Raw genomic sequence first — 18709 nt, forward strand, 5'->3', positions numbered from 1 at the left:
GTGGCCTTGGACGCCCGACGGGTTGGGGGCGGGCCGCATCGGCGAGGCAGCGGCCGGGGCGGGTCAGGCGGGCAGTTCGGKGTCCGGGATCCAGTGGCCGTGGATGCCGGCGGGCACCCGGCGGGGGAGTTCGACGGCCGCCACGGTGCTCAGGTCGCTCGCGTCCAGGACGAGCAGTTCCGAGGCGTCGGCGGTGAGGTCGCTGACGATGGTGAGCAGGTAGCCGTCGTCCTCGGCGGTGGCTCCCTCTGCGGGTGCGAACACGGCCTCGCCGGGCATCCGGCCCTCGCCGTGCGCGAGCAGCTTCTCCTGGCCGGTCAGCGTGTCGAACTTGACGGTGTGATAGCCCGACAGGCCCGCGCCGGGGAACGCGATGGCGTAGCTGTAGCGGTAGGCCGAACCGGTGCGGTCGTCGTTGATCGACGGGAACTCGGTGGCCAGGTCGTTGAGGGGCTGGGTGGTGACCTTGCCCGTGGCCGGGTCCATGATCCACCGGTGGAAGGTCGAGCCGGCGTCGGGGCTGGTGCCGTAGCCGGGGGCGCCGACCCACCACTTCCACGAGTTCTCCCAGGCGGAACGGTCGAAGCGCGGCGCTTCGAGGACGATCCGGCCCTGCGCGTCGGTGTAGGCGTTGGCGACGTGCAACAGCGCCGCCTGGTCGGCGACCTCGAACCAGGTCGCCTTGCCCCCGGCGCGCGGCATCACGCCGATGCGCAGCGGGACGTCGTCGTGCCAGCGGTAGGGGATGCCGGAGTGCTCGGCGTGGTCGAAGACCACCGGCGAGTTGATGAAGACGGCGTGCTCGCGGGTGATGGCGAAGTCGTGCATGAGCGACGGGCCACAGCCGTCGACGACCTGGGAGGTGACGATGGCGCCGGAGGCGTCGGCCACGTAGTAGGTCAGATACGGCGGGAAGGGGCTGTAGCTGAAGAAGTGCAGCTCGCCCGTCTCGGGGTCCTCCTTGGGGTGGGCGGTCATCGCGCTGGTGAGCTTGCCGCCGAAGTCGTGGACGCCGATCGTGTCGAGGTCGGCGCTGACCTCCCAGGGCAGGTTGGCCTCCTGCAGGGCCAGGTAGCGGCCCCCGTGGAAGATGATGTTCGTGGCGGCGGCGCTGACCTCGAGCTCGGTTCCGGTGAACGGCACACCGTCCAGGAACGGGGTGCGCACCCAGCGATTGCGGTACCACTCGGCCCGGCCGCCCGTGAGGCGGACGCCGTGGATCATGCCCTCGCCGCGGAACCAGTGGGTGGGGGTGACGCCCGGCTTGGGGTTGTGACCGTTGCGGAAGTAGCGGCCGTTCAGCTCGGGCGGGAGGGTGCCCCGTACCTTCAGGTCGCGGCCGGTGATCTCCTCGGTGACGGGGGTGAAGTGGCCGCTGATGTACGGCTTGTTCAGGTTCATGATCATGCCTTTCGCGTCGAGAGCGCGGCGAGAGCCGAGATGAGCAGGGTCAGGGCGGCGCAGGCCACGAAGGCCGCGCCGAATGAGGGGAGCAGGGTCAGGAAGGACAGGCCGATGGCTCCGCCGATCTGCCGGGTGGCGTTCACCAGCCCGCCGGCCAGGCCGTTGTCGGCGGCCGAGACGCCCGTGGAGGACATGGCGGTGAGGCGGACGAAGGCCACCCCCAGCCCGGTGCCGATCAGGAGCGTCGGGCCGAGCAGGTCCACAAGGAAGGTGCCGTCAGCGGGAGTTCGGGACAGCCAGGCCAGTCCTGCCGCGAGGGCCAGCAGGCCCACGGGGAGCACATGGCGGCCGGAGACCTTGCCGGTGACCCACGAGGAGAGGGTGATCGTGAGGGCGAGCGGGAGCTGGGTCAGCCCGGCTTCCAACGGCGAGTAGCCGAGGGTGCGTTGCTGGTAGAGGGGCAGGAAGTAGAACAGGCCGAGCCAGACCGCGCCCAGCAGGGCCATCAGCACGTTGGGCACCGCCACCACGCCGATGCGCGCCGGCAACAGCGGTTCGGTGGCGCGGCGCTGGAGCACCACGAACAAACCGAGCAGCGCCAGACCGATCACGGCGAGCGGCCAGGGACCCGACACGCCGTAGGTGAGCGCGACCAACCCCGCCGTCACCGTCACCGCGCCCGGCACGTCCAGGCTTCCGCCGCGCGGCCGGTCGGCCCCGACCAGCAGCCAGGTGGCCACCAGGACGGCCAGGGCGAGGGGCACCATCACGACGAACACCGCACGCCAGCCGTACAGGTCGGTGAGCAGCCCGCTCAGCAGCACACCCGCCGCCCCGCCGGCACCGGAGACCGCGCCCCACACTCCGAGCGCGGTGCCACGCCGCTTGCCGTCGGGATAGAGCGTCAGCACGAGGGCCAGCGCGGTGGGCGCCAGCAGCGCGGCACCGACGCCCTGCACTGCCCTGCAGACGATCAGCACGATCGCCGTGGGCGCCAGTGCCGCGCCCAGGGAGGAGAGGGCGAACAGACCGATGCCGAGCAGGAACACGCGGCGCAGACCGAGTACGTCGCCGGTCCGCCCGCCCGGCAGCAGCAGCGCGCCGAACGCCAGCACGTAGGCATTGACCGTCCACGCCTGGCCCGTGTCCGACAGATCGAGCCCGGCCCGGATCTGGGGCAGGGCGACGTTCACGATCGACGTGCTCAGCACGACCAGGAACTGGGCCGTGGCCAAGACCGCCAGTGGTATCCAGCCGGTGGTGGTCCGTTGCGGTGCGGTGCGGGTCATGGCTCGACACTCGCAGCGGGCGTCCGCCGCTCGCGTCGGTAGTCATCGCCTATACGACTCCCTGCGCGGACTCCTCGGTGAGGGGGGAGCGCCCGTACGACTCGCAGCGCGAGACCATGGGCGAGTGGGGGAATTCCCTGATTCTTCTGCGGCGCACGACCGCATAGGTTGTCGGTCATGCCCGAGACATACGCGGATGTGCTGATCGGTCGGCGGGACGAGATACGCCGGCTGGACAACCTGCTCCAGGCGGCACGGAAGGGCAGGGGCGGCGCCCTGGTCCTGCGTGGCGAGCCGGGCATCGGCAAGAGCGCGCTGCTGCGGTACCTGGACGAGGCCGCGACCGGATTCCTCGTCATGCGGGCGTCCGGCGCGGAGTTCGAGATGGAGCTGCCGTTCGCCACGCTGCACCAGTTGCTCGCGCCCGTCACCGGCCGGCTGACGGCGTTGCCCGCGCCGCACCGCACGGCGCTGGAGATCGCTTTCGGCCTCGATACCGGCACACCGGATCCGTTCCTAGTCGGCGTCGCGTCGCTGGGCCTGCTGGTGGAAACCGTGCAAGAACGCCCACTGCTGTGCGTCGTCGACGATGCACAGTGGCTGGACCAGGCATCGGCCAAGGCGCTGGCCTTCCTGGCCCGCCGGATCTCGGCCGAGTCGATCGCCCTGGTGTTCGCCGCGCGCGAGCCGAGCCGCCTGCCCGAACTGGACGAGCTGCCCGGTCATTCGCTTCAGCGTCTTGGTGCATCGGATGCCCGCGCGCTGCTGACCGCGGCGGTCCGTGCCCCGTTGGACGAGCGGGTGCGTGACCGCATCTTGGCCGAGTCGCGCGGCAACCCCCTCGCGCTGGTTGAGCTTCCCCGGACCGCCGGACTCGCCGGGATGGCGGGCGGATTCGCCCAGCCCGACTCCGTACCCGGCGTGATCGAGCAGAGCTTCCGGTCCCGGCTGGAGCTCCTGCCGCCGACGGCCCGGCTCCTGGTGACCGTCGCCGCCGCCGACCCGATCGGCGACCCCGGCCTGCTGTGGCGTGCGGCTGAACTCCTGGGCATCGACGCGGCCGCCGCCGCACAGTCCGTCCCGCTGGTCGAGTTCGGCACCCGGATCCGGTTCAGCCACCCCCTCGCCCGCTCCGCCGCCTACCGTGCCGCGGCGCCCGAGGATCGGCGCAGGGCGCACGAGGCGCTGGCCGCCGTGACCGATCCCGTCGCCGACCCCGACCGGCGGGCCTGGCATCGCGCCCAGGCCTGCGCCGGCCCGGACGAGCAGGTCGCCGCCGAGCTCGAAGCCTCCGCCACGCGCGCCCAGGAACGCGGCGGCCTCGCCGCGGCGGCAGCGTTCCTCGAACGCTCGGCCGCGCTCACGACCAGCCCGGTCCAACGCGCCGAACGGGTACTCGCCGCGGTCCAGGCCAAGCTCGCCGGGGGCGACTTCGACACGGCATCCGACCTGCTCACCACCGTCCCCACCGACGATCCCCGTCAGGCCGCCAGGGCCGACCTGCTCCGCGGCAGACTCTCATTCGTCCGCCGTCGAGGGGACGAGGGCCCCACGGCGTACCTCCTGCGTGCCGCCGCACGGCTGGCGGCCACCGACCCCACCTGGTCACGGGAGTGCTATCTGGACGCCATCGAGATGGGCCTCCTGCTCGGCGGCCTCSACCACGTGGTGGAGGCCGCCGGCAAGGCCCCGACGTCCGGCGGGCCGGCATCCGGAGCGGCGGCGGTCCTGACCGGCGTGATCAGCCTGGTCGGCGACGGGCATCCGGCGGCGGGGGAGACCCTCAGGCCGATCGTCGGCGACGCCGACGACGAGGTGTGGGCCACACGACCGTCACTGGGCTTCATGCTGGCCACCGAGCTGTGGAACTTCGACACCATGCATGGCATAGCCACCCGCGCCGCCGCGGCCGGCCGCGAGTCGGGCTCCTTCCACGCGCTGCCAATCGGACTGGCCATGCAGGCCGCGGCGACCGTGCACGCGGGCGACTTCGGCACCGCGATGGAGCTGATCTCCGAGGAGGAGGCGATCGCGGATGCCACAGGCGCGGCACCGCTCGTTTACCCGCGCCTTCACCTGGCCGCCATGCGCGGGCGGCGCAAGGAAGCCGTGGAACTGTTCGCGTCGGTGGATCACGGCATGAGCCTCAGCGTGCATTGGGCGACGGCCGTGCTCAGCAACGGCCTGGCCGACTATCCGGCCGCGCTGAAAGCGGCGCAGCAGGCGGTCGAGTACGGCGCCGTCGGCACCGCGGGCCTCGCCCTGCCCGAGCTGGTCGAGGCGGCCGTGCGATGCGGCGAGAGCAAGATCGCCGCCGCGGCTCTCACGTCCCTTCAGGAGCGCACGCAGGCGGGCCTGCACGCGTGGGGACTTGGCGTGGAGGCGTATGCGCGGGCTCTGGTGACCGAGGACGAGTCCGCCTACCAGGAGGCGATCGGCCTGCTCGACGACAGCAAACTGGTCCTCTACCGCGCCCGGGCGCATCTGCTGTACGGGGAATGGCTGCGCCGTCAGGGCCGACGGCGCGACGCTCGGTCCGCGTTGCGGATGGCGCACGAGTCGCTGTCCGACCTCGGCGTGGAGGGGTTCGCCGAGCGCGCCGCCGGCGAGCTGCGGGCGACGGGGGAGCAGGCCCGCAGCCGTACGTCGAAGGCATCGGACCAGCTGACGATGCAGGAGGTGCACATCGCACGCCTGGTCGCCGACGGCGCCACCTCCAAGGAGGTGGCGGCGAAGCTGTTCCTCAGCCCACGGACGGTCGACGCGCACCTGCGCAACATCTTCCGCAAGCTCCAGCTCACCTCACGCAGGCAGCTGCGAGACCTGCCCGACATTCGTTAGCCGCATGGTGGTGACGGCGGCCTCGTGCCCGTTCAACGACTCCACGGGACCGGGCCACCGCAGTCCGTACTTGGCCCGGTAGGCACCGGAGACGCGCTGGACGAGTTCGGGGTCGTCCACCGGCTGGAGCGTGACGGGCACCCGGACTCCGGCCACCTCCACCTGCGTGTGCGCGTGCCGCAGAACCCGGCGATACCACGCACTGCGCCGTCCGAAGGCCGAGCGGACGTAGGCCTCCCCATCGAGCACCACCACCCAGACCGTCCTGGCCGACCACCGGCCGTCCGCATGCCGTACCCGAAGAACGATCTCCGCGCGATCCATCACAGTGTTCATGGGCCAACCTTCACCGCGGCGCCACTGCATACGCGTCGGTGGTCATCACCTAGACAGGGCGGGCTTCGCCCACGCGAGGCCGAGTGCCGGCTTCCTCCGGCCCTGGGGTTCGATTCCTCATGCACGGCTATGGGAAGTTTTGGGGGGCATCGTTACCCTCCGCCCATGATTCCCACGGTGGTTTGGGGCACAGGCAACGTCGGGCGCGCGGCCATCAGAGCTGTCGCGGCGCACCCGATGCTCAGCCTTGTGGCCGTGCTGGTGTCGAGTCCCGCCAAGGTCGGCAAGGACGCGGGCGAGCTCAGCGGACTCGGCCGGCGCCTCGGGGTGGCGGCGACGGACGATGTGGACGGCGTTCTCTCCGGCGGCCCCCGCGCGGTCGTGTACGCGGCGTCCGGCGACGTCCGCATGGACGGCGCGATCGAGGACATCAGTCGCGCGCTGCGTGCCGGCGCGGTGGTCGTCACACCGTCCGTGTACGGCATGTACGACTGCACGAACGCGCCGGACGAGATCCGCGACGTGCTGCGCGAGGCCGTCGAGGCCGGCGGCGGCTCGCTCTTCGTGTCGGGTGTGGATCCCGGTTGGGCCAACGACGTGCTCCCGCTGCTGGTCAGCGGACTGGGGTCCGACATCGACGCCGTCCGCTGCCAGGAGATCTTCGACTACGCGACGTACGACCAGGAGGAAGCGGTTCGCCACCTGATCGGCATGGGACATCCCCTGGACTATCAGCCGTTGATGCTCGCCGAGGGCATTCCGACGATGATCTGGGGCGGCCAGCTGCGGATGATGGCACGGGCCCTGGGCGTCGAACTCGACGGCATCGAGGAGACCTTGGAACGTCGGCCCCTCGAAACGTCCGTCGTCACCGACACGATGGGGGAGTTCCCGGCCGGTACCCAGGGAGCGGTGCGCCTTGAGGTGCAGGGCGTGGTGGAGGGCGAGCCACGCATCGTCATCGAGCACGTCACCCGCATTCACGCCACCTGTGCCCCGGACTGGCCGGCGGCGCCGGACGGCGGAGCGGGCGCACACCGCGTGATCATCGAAGGCCGCCCCCGCATAGAGGTCACGGTCGAGGCCACTGACGAGGGAGAGAACAGAGCAGCCGGCGGCAACGCGACGGCGGCCGGCCGTCTGGTGAACGCCATCGACTGGCTCGCCGAGGCCGAACCCGGTCTCTACGACGCACTCGACGTCCCGCTGCGCCCCGCGGTGGGCAGACTGGGAAAGAAGTGATCATGCAGATCGACATCCCCGAGGGCGCCGAGCCCATCCCGTACGTCTGGGGCGAGCTGGTGCCCAAGATCGGTCAGGCAGCCAGCACCTTCTCCCTGTCCGTCTATGAGTACACGACCCTCGGACTGCGCGAGTTCGAGGCCGCCCGGCTGCGCATCGCGCAGATCAACGGATGCCTGTTCTGCCTGGACTGGCGCACCGAACGCGACGGCGAGAAGGTCGAGGAGGGGTTCCTCGACGCGGTCACGCAGTGGCGTACGACGGACACCTTCGACGAACGGACCCGGCTCGCCGCCGAGTACGCGGAGCGCTACGCGGTCGACCACCACAACCTGGACGGTGAGTTCTGGGACCGGATGAAGGCGCACTACAGCCAGGCGGAGATCGTGGAGTTGAGCATGAGCATCGGCTCATGGCTGGCGTTCGGCCGTCTCAACCATGTGCTGGGACTCGACAGCGTCTGTGTGCTGCAGTCGCCGCAGGGTTCTTGAGGGACCCGTCGTCACACGGCTGCCGATACGTTCGCCGATGAGGCACTACGAGCTGCGGGCCGCGGCACAGCGGCCACGGCCCACAGGTCAGAAGTCCTCGGCGATGATCTTCTCGATGTTGCGCTCGGCGAGCGCGGTGATGGTGACGAAGGGATTGACGCTGACGTTGCCGGGAATCAGCGCGCCGTCCATCACATACAGGCCCGGATGTCCGTGCAGGCGACCGTAGTTGTCGGTGGCCTTGTCGAGGACGGCTCCACCGAGCGGGTGGTACGTGAGATGGTCGCCCCAGATCTTGTAGGTCCCGAAGAGGTCCGTGCGGTAGATGGTCCCCTCAGTGGCGTTGATCTTGTCGAAGATCGTCTTCGCCATGTCGATCGACGGTTGCTTCCACGCGGTCTGCCAGTCCAGCTCCACCTTCCCCGTCGACGCATTCCATGTGAACCGGCCGCGGTGCGGATTCTTGGTGATCGACAGGTAGAAGGACGCCCAGGTCTCGATGCCGGTCGGCAGCGGCGCCACCTCGGCGAACGCGCCGCCCGCGGCCCAGTTGTCGATGCCCGCCGTCGGGATCGACGACTGGAGCGCTCCGGTCGGGTCCCACAGGTGGTTGGCCCGGCCGCACATGACGTTGCCGTTCTCTCCCCATCCGTTGCCGATCTCGTTGTTGAGGCCGGGTAGCGCGCCCGTCGCCTTCAGACGGACCAACAGCTTGCTGGTGCCGACGCTGCCCGCGGCGAAGAACACCCGTTGCGCCCGCACGGTCTTGGTGGTGGTGACGGCTCCGCTCGTGTCGAGTTGCTCGATGGTCACGGAGTAGCCGCCGGTGGTGGGCGTCACCCCGGTGACCCTGTGCAGAGGTGAGATGCCGACCCGGCCGGTCGCGCGAGCCTGCGCGAGATAGGTCTTGGGCAGGGACTTCTTGCCGTGGTTGTTGCCGTACAGGATCTCGGCCGCCAGGGCCGACTTGGGGGCCGCCCCCGCGGCCTCCTGCTTCATGTAGTTCCAGTCGTAGACGTTGGGGACGAACATGAACCGGAAACCGGACCGCCCGGCGTGTTTGCGGCCTACGCGCGCGTACTGGTAGCACTCCGTCGAGTCGAACCAGGCCGGGTCGATCGTGTTGACGCCGAGCGTGCTGTTCGCCCGCGGGTAGTACACGTCGTACATCTCGTCGGCGTCGACCGACGGAAGCACTCCGGGGAAGCGGCTCCGCTCTGGGGTCACCGCCATACCGCCGTTGACGAGGGAGCCGCCTCCGACTCCCCGTCCCTGGTACACGACGATGCCGCCCATTTCCTCGGCGTCCAGGATGCCCGTGTAACGCGGCACGTCCTTGTCGAGCGGGAAGCCGAGGAAGTTGCTGATGGGCTGCTTGGTCCGCGTGCGCAGCCAGTAGGACCGGTAGTCGGGGGTGGTGGTGTTGGCGAAGATCTTGCCGTCCGTTCCCGGGGTGTCCCAGGCCATGCCCATTTCCACCATGTGGACGTCCACGCCGGCCTGAGCGAGACGGAGTGCGGTGACGGACCCTCCGTACCCGGTGCCTATCACGAGTGCGGTGACCTCTGCGCCGGGTTCGATCAGCTCGACCTCGCGAGGGAGTGCCGCGGCGGTCGGAAGATCGAAGGCACCCAGAGCGGCGGCACCTAAAATAGAACCTGTTCTACCAAGGAAGCGTCGGCGGGAATGACCTCTTCCTTCCAGTGCAACGCGTGTGCTTGAGTCCACGTAGATCCCCTTTCTCTCGCATAATAGAAACGGGTTCTACTAAGAAGTGTGAAACAAGTCACGAGAAACCTACGGGTAACTTGACTACTGTTCTCGTTTTCCCGCATCAGGAATTAACCGATAACGCACGTGCCTCTCCGGCATCGATTCAAACCCGTGAATCATGCCCTTCGGAACTGATCCCTTTCCGAGACTCAGCCTGTCGCGCTCCACTTCAATCGCGCGCGGTGTGCCCGGTTCGTGGCCATCAGTACGTCGAGGGCTTCCCGTGTGCMGATGAGGTCCTCGATGTGCTCGGAGAGCCGATCCCGCTCCTGGGCCATCCGCTCCAGCGCGGCGTCCGACGTGGCCTCGCTGGGGGAGTCGACGCACGGCAGCAGTTCGGCGATGGTCCGGCTGGACAGGCCCGCGGCGTACATCCGTTGGAGGAATGTGACCCGCTCGATGTGGATGTCCGTGTAGTGCCGCTGCCCGCTCGTACTGCGGGTGCTGGTGAGCAGGCCCTGTTCCTCGTAGTAGCGCAGGGACCGGACGCTGACTCCGGCCCGTGCCGCGAGCTCGCCGATACGCATGCCGCCCTCCCCTTTGTGATCCGTCGCACAAACCTTGCCTCTGACGTCAGTGTCAGGTTTTAGCGTAACCGTCGTGCCCGGGATCCGGGCACGACGGATCACGAAGGAGACATGACGTGACGACCCTCTTCTCCGGCTACCGGCTCGGCGAACTGGCGCTGCCCAACCGCGTGGTGATGGCGCCGATGACGCGTGTACGGGCCGCCGCGGGCGGTCTGGCGACGCCGTCGATGGCGCGCTACTACGCCCAGCGGGCCACGGCCGGCCTGATCGTCACCGAGGGCGTGCAGCCGAGTCTGATCGGCCAGTCCAACCCCGGCACTCCGGGGCTGTACACCGACGAGCAGGTGGCCGCATGGCGCCCGGTGACCGATGCGGTGCACACCAACGGCGGCCGGATCTTCGCCCAGATCATGCACGGCGGACGCGTCTCGCACCCCGACACCATGGGGCTGCAGCCCGTCGGGCCCTCGGCCGTCCCGGCCGTCGGCGAGGTGTTCACCCCCAACGGCCCGCAGTCCGCGCCGACTCCGCGCGCCCTGGACACCACCGAAGTGCCCGAGCACGCCCACTCCTACGCGGACGCCGCGCGCCGGGCCGTCGACGCCGGGTTCGACGGTGTGGAACTGCACGGCGCCAACGGCTACCTGATCTCGCAGTTCCTCTCCTCCAACGCCAACCTGCGCACGGACGGCTACGGAGGCTCGGTGACCAACCGGATCCGCTTCGCCGTCGAAGCGGCCACCGCGACCGCCGAGGCCATCGGCGCGGAGCGGACCGGGATCCGGCTCTCTCCTGGTGGCCCCTTCTGGGGCATCGAGGAAACCGACGTGGCCGAGCTCTACACCGCGCTCCTGACCGAACTGTCCCGGCTCGGCCTGGCCTACATCCACCTGGAGGCCACCACCGACGAAGAGACGCTTCTCGGTCTGCGCCGGACCTGGCCCGGCACCCTCGTCATGAACCCGGTGCTGCCGATGGGCCCCAAGCAGACCGGCCCCGCCGACGCGGACCACTGGCTCGGCCTGGGCGCCGACCTCATCAGCTTCGGCCGCGCCTTCATCGCCAACCCCGACCTGGTGGAGCGTCTGCGCACCGGTCTCCCGATCGCTCCGGCCGACGACAGCGCGTACTTCGAGGGCGGCGACAAGGGCTATCTCACGTACTCGGCGTACCAGTACTCGGCGTGACGTCGTAGCGCGGCGCGGACCCGACTGGGAGACCCGCTGGCCCGACGGCGGAGCCACTGACCGCTGCTGAGTACCCAGCGGGCTCCCACCACACCAGAGTTGAGGCCGCCCTGGACACGGCACGCAGCCCCACCCGCGGGTCTACCGAGCCGCAGGCCCGGCACCTCGCCGGGGGAGATCCTGGGCGCCTTGACCCCCGCCAGGGGCCCGCCCTCATCGAGATCATGCGGACCCTCCGGGAACGCATCCGCGTCAAGGAGCGAGTTCGGCTTGGCGAAGGCTGCGGAACACTTCCGGGGTCGTCCATCCGCGCAACGTGGCGTGAATCGTCGATCGGAACGCGGCCTCGGCCGTGGCGGCGTCGAGGGCACCGGCCAGTTCGAGAGTCACGAGCCCGTGCAGGGTCCCCCAGATCGACAGGGCGATCGACGTTGCTTCGCCGGCGAGGACGGACGCTGTCAAGGCGCGATCGATCGCCGCGAGAAGCGGACTGATCGGGTCACTGGTGCCGAGCTCCCCCGACGGGTCGAAGGACTGCACACCACCGAACAGCACGGTGTACAGGTGGCTGTGTCCGAGCCCCCAACGACGGTAGGCGACGGCCAGCGCGTAGAGGTCGGCGAGAGGGTCCGCGGAGGTCGGCACCGCCGACACGTCCTGGAACAAGCCGGCGACGGCTCTGTCGCGCACCGCACCGATCAGCCCGTCCTTGCCGCCGAACAAGGAGTACACCGCCGTCGTCGATGCATCGGCAGCGGCGGCCACGGCGCGGACCGTCACCGACTCCCGCGGACGGGTGGCGAGCATCTCGGTCGCACACACAACAAGCCGCTCTTTGACGGCCTCGTCGTTTGTTCTCGGCCTAGCCACGACCGGCAGCCTACCTTCTCTGATAACGTCGTTTTGAAACAACGTTCTGAAACTGTCGGAGGTTCGCCGTGCCCACGTCCGCCATACGACTCGTCCGCTTCACCGGGCGCTTACTGCTGGCCCTGGCGGCAGTCGTGGCGCTGGTCGTCGTCTTTCTCGCACTGATCGCCCTCACAGACGGGGCAGGCTCGGGGCTCGCCGCGTGGTTGACGACCCTTGGGGCCGGGGCTGGCCTCGCGATGTGGCGGGGCCGGCGCCGCAGTTGGCCGGCGCGGCTCGTGCCGTTCCTGCCGGTGGCTGTCGCGGCGGCGTTGACGGTGACGGTCTGCATCCCGACCGTGCCGACGGCCCGGCGGCACTCGCCCGCCCTGCCGTTCGTGGCCACACAGCACTGGAGCCTGGCCACAGGCAGCCGGGTCGCGGTCTACCACTACCCGCCCACGAACCCCGGCAGCCGGCATCCCATGCCGCTCGTGTACCTCAACGGCGMACCGGTCCGCGGCATTTCGGTGCTCGACCACCGGTTCCTGCAACTCCTGGCACGCCAGGGCTACGACGTCTACGCCTACGAACAGGCCGGTGGCGGACGAAGCGACCTGCTCCCCATGGGCCAGTACACGATCTCCAGGTCGGTCCGCGACCTCGGCGCCTTCGTCGACCGCCTGGACAAGGGCAAGGTCGACATCCTCGGATTCTCCTCAGGCGGGGTCGTGCTCACCCGAGCCCTGGCCGACCCGAGCGTCGCCGCACGCCTGCACCGGGCGATCATCGCCGAGCCCGGTCCCATGGACGGCCCCACCGCGCACATCACCGGGCACAAGGGCCAGGAATCCGCACGGGGCCTCGCGCCGGCCATGACCGGACCGCGATCCACGCACGTTCCCCGGTACGCCGTGGCATTCGGCCTCATGCGGCTCGGGCTCCTCACTCCCGACACCGGGCTGATCGGACAGGCCGAAGGGGCCAATGCATTCACCGCCGCCGACCTTGGCAGCGACACCGCATCCGCCTACTGCGCGCGCGACGCGCACCGCATCCCTGTCGAGGACACCGCACAGAACTTCTCCTTCAGCCCCGCCGCCAGCCTCCGCATCCAGCAGACGGTCAAGGACTCGCCCTCCATCGCACCGTTGCTGAGGCAGTCCCGGACCCCGGCGATGCTGATGATCGCCGAGTGCTCCTCCCAGGTCCGTAAATGGGCGACCGGCATCCTTGCCGATGACCCCGCCATCGAGCGCACGCAGTACCTGCCCGGAGTCGGCCACCACATGTGGAACGGCCTGGACGAGAACAACGACCGTGCCGCCGCCGTCATCACCGCGTTCCTGCAGGACAAGCCGGCGCCCCTGCCGAACTACCCGACGCGCGACGAGATCCCTGCCTTCCTGCGCGACCACAAATGAAGAGACGTTGCCCGTGAGGGGTGCACGTTTCCCAGGTGCAACGCGCCCCCTCTCGCCGCCACAACAACGCGCTGGGAGATTTCCTGCGCGCTCGGCGCTCCCAGCTGCGCCCTGAGGACACGGGTCGGCCCGCCTCCAGCCGGCGCAGGGTGCCCGGTCTGCGCCGCGAAGAGGTCGGCCCCGACGTCACCCTCATCCACTCCACCGGACTGACCTCCGAGGCGTGGAAGGCGATGGGGGAGACCGGCACCACCGTGGCGCTGGCCCCCACCTCCGACGCGCAGATCGGCCCGGAGACCGCGATCCCGGCCGTCGACGAGGCGCTGTCCGTCGGCATCCGCCCGGACTGAGCATCGACGTCGAAGTCGCTCTCGCCAGCGACATGTTCACGCAGATGAGGGCCCTGCACGCCATCCAGCGAATGCGCGCGGTCAACACCTGCTGGTCATCCAGGCCGAGGACCTCAACAACAGGCCCCTCAACGACCCGATCGGCACGATCGTGCTGGGCTCCGACGCCCGCAACATCAGCGCCGTCCTCATCAACGGCGAGCCCCGCAAATGGAACGGCCACGTCCTCGACGTCGACCTGGCCGCCCTGCGGGCCGCGGTCCAGGTCTCACGCGACCACGTACTCAACGCCTCGGCCGCGTGAGAATTGCAAGTCGGCCCCCGAGTCCCATCCAACCGGGATCATGAAGCATGCTCCCGGATGACTGGCAACTCACCGAAAACGTCGACGACTTCCGCGCCCGAGCCGGAGACTTCCTGCGTTCGCGCCCCGCCCTGCACAACACGCCGCTGACGGACATCGAGAAGCTGCGATCACGCGGAGCAGACGCACCCGGTGCCGAGGCCACCGTCTTCGGCCGACTGGAGTCAGGAGGCGAGGTCCGCGCCATCTTCTATCGCACACCGCACGGCCGCCTGGGCCTCACTCCCCTCTCCGCCGAGCAGGCCGGCAGCCTCGCCGCCTGCCTGGCCGGCTTCGGCCACTCCCCGTCCAACGTCATCGCGGACCACGAGACCGCCACCGCTTTCGCCGAGGCATGGCAGCGGCGCACGGGCGCAGCGCCGGTACCGTTCTGGCGGACTCATCTTTACCGTCTCGGCACCCTCACCCCGCCGCAGCCGCACCCACAGGGCCGGGGCCGCGTCGCGGGCGAGAAGGACGATGAGCAAGTGGTGCGCTGGTGCCGTGAGTTCTGCGTCGATGTCGCGGAGACCGTCTCCATGGACGCCAATGACGCCGGCTCCTGGGCCGACACGCGTTTTGCGGACAAGTACTTCACCTTCTGGGACACCCCGGACGGCATTCCCGTCTCCATGGCGGGCTCGACGCCGATGGTCGGCGGCATGGTCCGGGTGGACCCCGTCTACACCCCGGCCCACTTCCGGGGGCGCGGCTACGCGGGCGCCGTGACGGTCGAGGTGAGCAGGGCCGCGCTGACCGCGGGCGCGACGGACGTGGTCCTGTTCGCGGACCCGACCAACCCCACCAGCAACGCCCTCTACCAGCGCATCGGTTATGTCCACCTTGCCGACTTCACCGGGTACAGGTTCTCCTACGTGGCACCCGAAGCAGGCAGGAAATAGGACCGACGCGCATCGCACCTGGCGCCGGTCAGGACGTCGGGTCGGGTCGGTGGGCTCCGAAGGCGCCGACGGTGAAGACGCCGGCGCCACGCGCGGCGTCGAGGGCATGTTTGCCGGCCTGGATCTGCTCGCCGCCGGGGCCGTCGTAGCCGAGCCACTTCGGCCGGTCCTCCGACGGGGTGCTGCCCCAGCACGGGATGCCCGGAAAGAGGTCCTCGGCGAGGGTGACGAAGAACCCGGCGTCCTCCAGCATCGCCTCGTAGTCGTGGAGCGTGCCGAGACCGGCGAGGCAGATGGCGTCGTTGACCGGGTCGATGAAGTGCGCGATCTCCTCCGGCGTCCGATGAGCGCCGAACGGCCGTTGCAACCAGTCGATGCCGACGAGGGCCCCTCCGGGTTTCAGGAGCCGGTGGGCCGACCGGAAGAACTGCTCCTTGCGCGGCAGATGGCACACGGACTCGTAGAAGGTGATGGCGTCGAAGCTCATGTCGGGCCAGGCAGCGAGGGTCGTGTAGTCCTCGTCACCGACCGTGAGGAACTGCACCCGGTCGGCCAGCCCCTGCTCGGCGGCCAGCCGACGGGCCCGCTGGGAGAGCCACTCGTTGTTGGACAGCCCGACGAAGGTTGCCCCCGTGAACCCGGCCATGTGCACGGTGGCCCCGCCCACTCCGCTGCCGAAGTCGAGTGCCCGGCCCCCCGGTTGCAGCCCGGCCAGGCGGACCAGCCGTTCCTCCAGTGCCCGGGCGGCTTGCAGCGGCGGCAGGCCGCGGGCCTCCGCCGCCGGGTCGCCGTGATGCCAGATGGCGTCCATGAGCGCCTCGTAGGCGGGTCCGGCGTAGTCGTAGTACTCGCGTACGCGCTGCTCGTGTCCCATGTTCGGGTGCCTTTCGTCAGGGGTGCCGGGTGCGGGCGCCGCGGAGCCTGGGCCTACGGGGCGACCGGGGCGACCGGGGCGACTGGGGCGACCGGGGCGACCGGGGCGAGCTTGGACCGGAACTGCCTCAGGGAGGCGGGCTGTTCGGTGATGCGCAGGCCGGGAATCAGGCGGGCGTCACGCACGGTGCGGACCAGCGCCCGCCCGACGTGGTCCCAGTGGCCACGGGTGTACGTCCTGCGCGGCACCGCCAGTCGCACCAGCTCGTACGGGGCGCTGGTGAGCGGAGCGCCGTGCTCGTCCTCCGTGCCCAGGTAGAGGGAGCCGAGCTCCACGCTGCGGATGCCGCCCTCCAGGTACAACTGGCAGGCCAGCGCCTGGCCGGGAAACCGGTGGGGCGGGATGTGCGGCAGCAGACGGCCCGCGTTGAGGTAGAGCGCGTGCAGACCCGGCGGCTCGACGATGTCGACGCCCGCCGACCGCACCACGTCCGCCAGGTACGCGGTGTCCTCGGCCCGGGCGCGCAGATAGCCCGGATCGGTGACCTCGGTCAGGCCCTGGGCGACCATGTCCAGGTCGCGTCCGGCCAGTCCGCCGTACGTGGGGAAGCCTTCGGTGGCGATGAGCAGCAGCTCGCAGCGCCGGGCGAGGTCGGTGTCGTGCAGGCCCAGGAAGCCGCCGATGTGGGCGATGCCGTCCTTCTTGGCGCTCATCGCGCAGCCGTCGGCGAGCCTGAACGCCTCCTCGGCGACCTGCCGCGGGCTGTGGTCGCGGTATGCGGCCTCCCGCTGTGTGACCAGCCAGGCGTTCTCCGCGAACCGTGCCGCGTCCAGGAGCAGGGGCACGCCGCGCTCCCGGCAGAGCGACGAGGTCAGCGTCAGGTTGGCCATGGACACCGGCTGGCCCCCGCCGCCGTTGTTGGTGAGCGTCATGATCACCGCAGCGACACGGGAGCCGTCCGGCCCGTCCAGGACGGCCTTCAGGCGAGCGGTGTCGATGTTCCCCTTGAACGGCTCCGTGCTGTCCAGGTCCCGGGCCTCGGGACAGGGCAGGTCCCAGGCCTCGCCTCCGTTCAGCGCGACGTTGGCCCGCAGGGTGTCGAAGTGCGTGTTGCTCAGGAAGATCTTGCCGGGGCCCAGGAGCGTCGAGGCCAGCAGCCGTTCGGCCGCCCGTCCTTGGTGCACCGGCAGGATGTGCGCATAGCCGGTCAGCTCCCGGACGGTGTCGTGGAAGCGGTGGAAGGAGCGCGACCCCGCGTACGACTCGTCGCCCTCCATTCCTGCGGCCAGTTGGGCGGCTGACAGGGCGCCGGTGCCCGAGTCGGTGAGCAGGTCGACGGTGACCTCGTCGGCCCGCAGGTCGAAGAGGTTGTAGTGGACCCGGGCGAGGGCGGCTTGCCGCTGCTCGCGGGTGGTGACGGGGATCGGCTCGACAACCTTGATCCGGTACGGTTCCACGGTCGGTTCTCCCTTCAGGACATCCGTCGGCCGACGGGCCGACGCGGGCTCAGCTGGTGCGGTCTGCGGCGCAGTGGCCATCGGCGGGCGTTCCGGGACCGGCGTCCTCCCGTGGAGGGAAGACGTGGTACGCCTCGGGAGAGAAGTAGGCGGTGATCCGCGGCGCTTGCCGGTCCGCCTGGACAAGACTCAGGTACGAGATGAGACCCACCCCCGCGCTCAGGCGGCGAGTGGTGAGTGCGGCGAGGGCACGGTCGAGCGGAGCGCTGTGGATCCCGTACTGCCGCAGGAGCCGCACGGCGTGGTCGCGGGCATCCTGGTCGTCGCGGACGTAGGCGCGGACGGGGACATGGATGGTGTGGCCCGTGGGACGGCCGGCGTCCGCGCCGGTGAACGAGTAGCAGGAGACGAGGGGGAGCCGACCGAAGGACTCGTCCCCGCCGATCCGGCGGCACAGTTCCGCAACGCGTTCCGGACACGCGCTGGGCACGAGGCGGGCCGCGTCCGCCGCCTCGGTGGCCGTGGCCTGGTGGTGGACGACGTAGACCTTCACTCGCGGCTCGGTCCACGGTCCCACGTCCAGGGCGAAGAACAGGAGGGTGGCCCGCTCGGGGAAGCGGGGCTTCAGGTAGCTCCGCACGGACTCGAACGCCGGGCCGTGGCCGAGCCTGCTCATGGCCTCGCAGACGGTCTCCATGCCCCGCTCGACGCCCCGCGACCCCGCGTTCAGGTACAGCTTGAGCCCCGGTGGGCCGCTCGGCCGCAGTTCCAGGGCGCTCCACAGGGCCAGCGGCCCGTGCGGCACCGGCGGGAGGAAGAGGTCGCTCACGCGCGTCAACTCGTCGAGGCGAAAACCCCATTGCGTGGCCAGACGCCCCACGGCCGCCCACGCCGTCCGGGCGTTGTCCGGCAATGCTCGGGCCGCGCAACCCGGGTCGACCAGTACCCGCAGCACGGGTGCGCCGTCAGCGGGGAAGGTCAGCGAGAACTCCACCGGCGTGTGATCGTCGGAGACGAACGACGGCGAGGGCGGGAGGTCGGCCAGCGGCCGGGCTGAGGCCGGACCCAACAGATCGCACAGCACCCGCTGGTGGGCGGTCCGCCGCCGTGCGTCCATCCCGACCAGGTCGCACAGCCGTCCCAGTTGCCCGGCCGTGAATTCGCCCAGCCGGTCCGGCTCGGAGCGTGCCGCGGTCCTTGCGCCCGGCCCGGTGGCTGTCGGCAGCAGGCCGGGGGACGGGGGAGGTGTCCCCGCAGCCCCGCCCTGCGGTCCGGCGCACTGTTGCGTGTACGCGTCCATACGTCCTCCCAGTTCGGTATTTCTCGCCGATCGGTAGTGCTTGTCGCAGATCTGTCGTGCCGCTTCGGTGCGGGCCCCGATGAACCGTTTGTAGCCGGTGCCGGTTGTTCACGATCG

At 70.1% G+C, this 18709-nt stretch carries 15 protein-coding genes and 1 pseudogene; 7 read left to right on the forward strand and 9 right to left on the reverse strand.

The features are described 5' to 3' along the window. Positions 1-63: 63 nt before the first annotated feature. On the reverse strand, positions 64-1401 hold the full coding sequence (locus tag EAO75_RS29710) for a carotenoid oxygenase family protein (protein ID WP_147998234.1): 1338 nt from the start codon (positions 1399-1401) through the stop codon (positions 64-66). A 2-nt stretch (positions 1402-1403) separates the two neighbouring features. Next, on the reverse strand, positions 1404-2693 hold the full coding sequence (locus tag EAO75_RS29715) for an MFS transporter (RefSeq protein WP_147998235.1): 1290 nt from the start codon (positions 2691-2693) through the stop codon (positions 1404-1406). A 177-nt stretch (positions 2694-2870) separates the two neighbouring features. Between EAO75_RS29715 and EAO75_RS29720 the strand changes: the two genes are divergently transcribed. Next, on the forward strand, positions 2871-5534 hold the full coding sequence (locus tag EAO75_RS29720) for an AAA family ATPase (protein ID WP_147998236.1): 2664 nt from the start codon (positions 2871-2873) through the stop codon (positions 5532-5534). Here EAO75_RS29720 and EAO75_RS29725 read toward each other — a convergent pair. After that, positions 5496-5870, reverse strand: coding sequence for a DUF2255 family protein (locus EAO75_RS29725; RefSeq protein WP_187284634.1), 375 nt, complete (start codon positions 5868-5870; stop codon positions 5496-5498). The two genes, EAO75_RS29720 and EAO75_RS29725, sit on opposite strands and share 39 nt — an antisense overlap. A gap of 165 nt (positions 5871-6035) precedes the next feature. On the opposite strand from EAO75_RS29725, the gene EAO75_RS29730 reads away from it, so the two are divergent. Beyond that, positions 6036-7112 (forward strand): dihydrodipicolinate reductase, encoded by a 1077-nt coding sequence (locus tag EAO75_RS29730; RefSeq protein WP_147998238.1) that lies wholly within the window; start codon positions 6036-6038, stop codon positions 7110-7112. 2 nt (positions 7113-7114) lie between these two features. Next, on the forward strand, positions 7115-7603 hold the full coding sequence (locus EAO75_RS29735; protein WP_147998239.1) for a carboxymuconolactone decarboxylase family protein: 489 nt from the start codon (positions 7115-7117) through the stop codon (positions 7601-7603). A gap of 87 nt (positions 7604-7690) precedes the next feature. Here the strand turns inward: EAO75_RS29735 and EAO75_RS29740 are convergent, their stop codons facing one another. Together EAO75_RS29740 and EAO75_RS29745 are read right to left on the reverse strand one after the other, a co-directional pair. Next, positions 7691-9070, reverse strand: coding sequence for a GMC oxidoreductase (locus tag EAO75_RS29740; protein WP_261989483.1), 1380 nt, complete (start codon positions 9068-9070; stop codon positions 7691-7693). A gap of 455 nt (positions 9071-9525) precedes the next feature. Then, the gene (locus EAO75_RS29745; RefSeq protein ID WP_147998241.1) at positions 9526-9903 is read right to left on the reverse strand and encodes a MerR family transcriptional regulator; all 378 of its coding nucleotides are present in this window, start codon (positions 9901-9903) and stop codon (positions 9526-9528) included. A 116-nt stretch (positions 9904-10019) separates the two neighbouring features. Between EAO75_RS29745 and EAO75_RS29750 the strand changes: the two genes are divergently transcribed. Next, on the forward strand, positions 10020-11093 hold the full coding sequence (locus tag EAO75_RS29750) for an alkene reductase (RefSeq protein ID WP_147998242.1): 1074 nt from the start codon (positions 10020-10022) through the stop codon (positions 11091-11093). 252 nt (positions 11094-11345) lie between these two features. Here the strand turns inward: EAO75_RS29750 and EAO75_RS29755 are convergent, their stop codons facing one another. Then, positions 11346-11963, reverse strand: a complete 618-nt coding sequence (locus EAO75_RS29755) for a TetR/AcrR family transcriptional regulator (protein ID WP_147998285.1) — start codon at positions 11961-11963, stop codon at positions 11346-11348. A 68-nt stretch (positions 11964-12031) separates the two neighbouring features. On the opposite strand from EAO75_RS29755, the gene EAO75_RS29760 reads away from it, so the two are divergent. From EAO75_RS29760 to EAO75_RS29770, 3 genes and pseudogenes are all read left to right on the forward strand, one after another. Then, positions 12032-13366, forward strand: a complete 1335-nt coding sequence (locus tag EAO75_RS29760; protein WP_147998243.1) for an alpha/beta fold hydrolase — start codon at positions 12032-12034, stop codon at positions 13364-13366. 173 nt (positions 13367-13539) lie between these two features. After that, positions 13540-14020, forward strand: a pseudogene (locus EAO75_RS29765) (amidohydrolase); the annotation flags it as partial. A 47-nt stretch (positions 14021-14067) separates the two neighbouring features. Continuing rightward, complete coding sequence (locus EAO75_RS29770) at positions 14068-14961, forward strand: GNAT family N-acetyltransferase (protein ID WP_147998244.1); 894 nt, start codon at positions 14068-14070, stop codon at positions 14959-14961. 28 nt (positions 14962-14989) lie between these two features. Here the strand turns inward: EAO75_RS29770 and EAO75_RS29775 are convergent, their stop codons facing one another. The 3 genes from EAO75_RS29775 to EAO75_RS29785 are packed head-to-tail and all read right to left on the reverse strand — an operon-like array spanning position 14990 to position 18592. Then, positions 14990-15835, reverse strand: coding sequence for an SAM-dependent methyltransferase (locus EAO75_RS29775; RefSeq protein ID WP_147998245.1), 846 nt, complete (start codon positions 15833-15835; stop codon positions 14990-14992). A gap of 53 nt (positions 15836-15888) precedes the next feature. Continuing rightward, positions 15889-17292 carry a tryptophanase gene (locus EAO75_RS29780; protein ID WP_147998246.1) on the reverse strand — a complete coding sequence of 468 codons (1404 nt, stop codon included), beginning with the start codon at positions 17290-17292 and terminating at the stop codon, positions 15889-15891. Positions 17293-17341: 49 nt separating this feature from the next. Beyond that, the gene (locus EAO75_RS29785) at positions 17342-18592 is read right to left on the reverse strand and encodes a tryptophan dimethylallyltransferase family protein (protein WP_147998247.1); all 1251 of its coding nucleotides are present in this window, start codon (positions 18590-18592) and stop codon (positions 17342-17344) included. Positions 18593-18709 lie beyond the last annotated feature (117 nt).

Source organism: Streptomyces sp. UW30 (genome assembly GCF_008042075.1).
GTDB lineage: Bacteria > Actinomycetota > Actinomycetes > Streptomycetales > Streptomycetaceae > Streptomyces.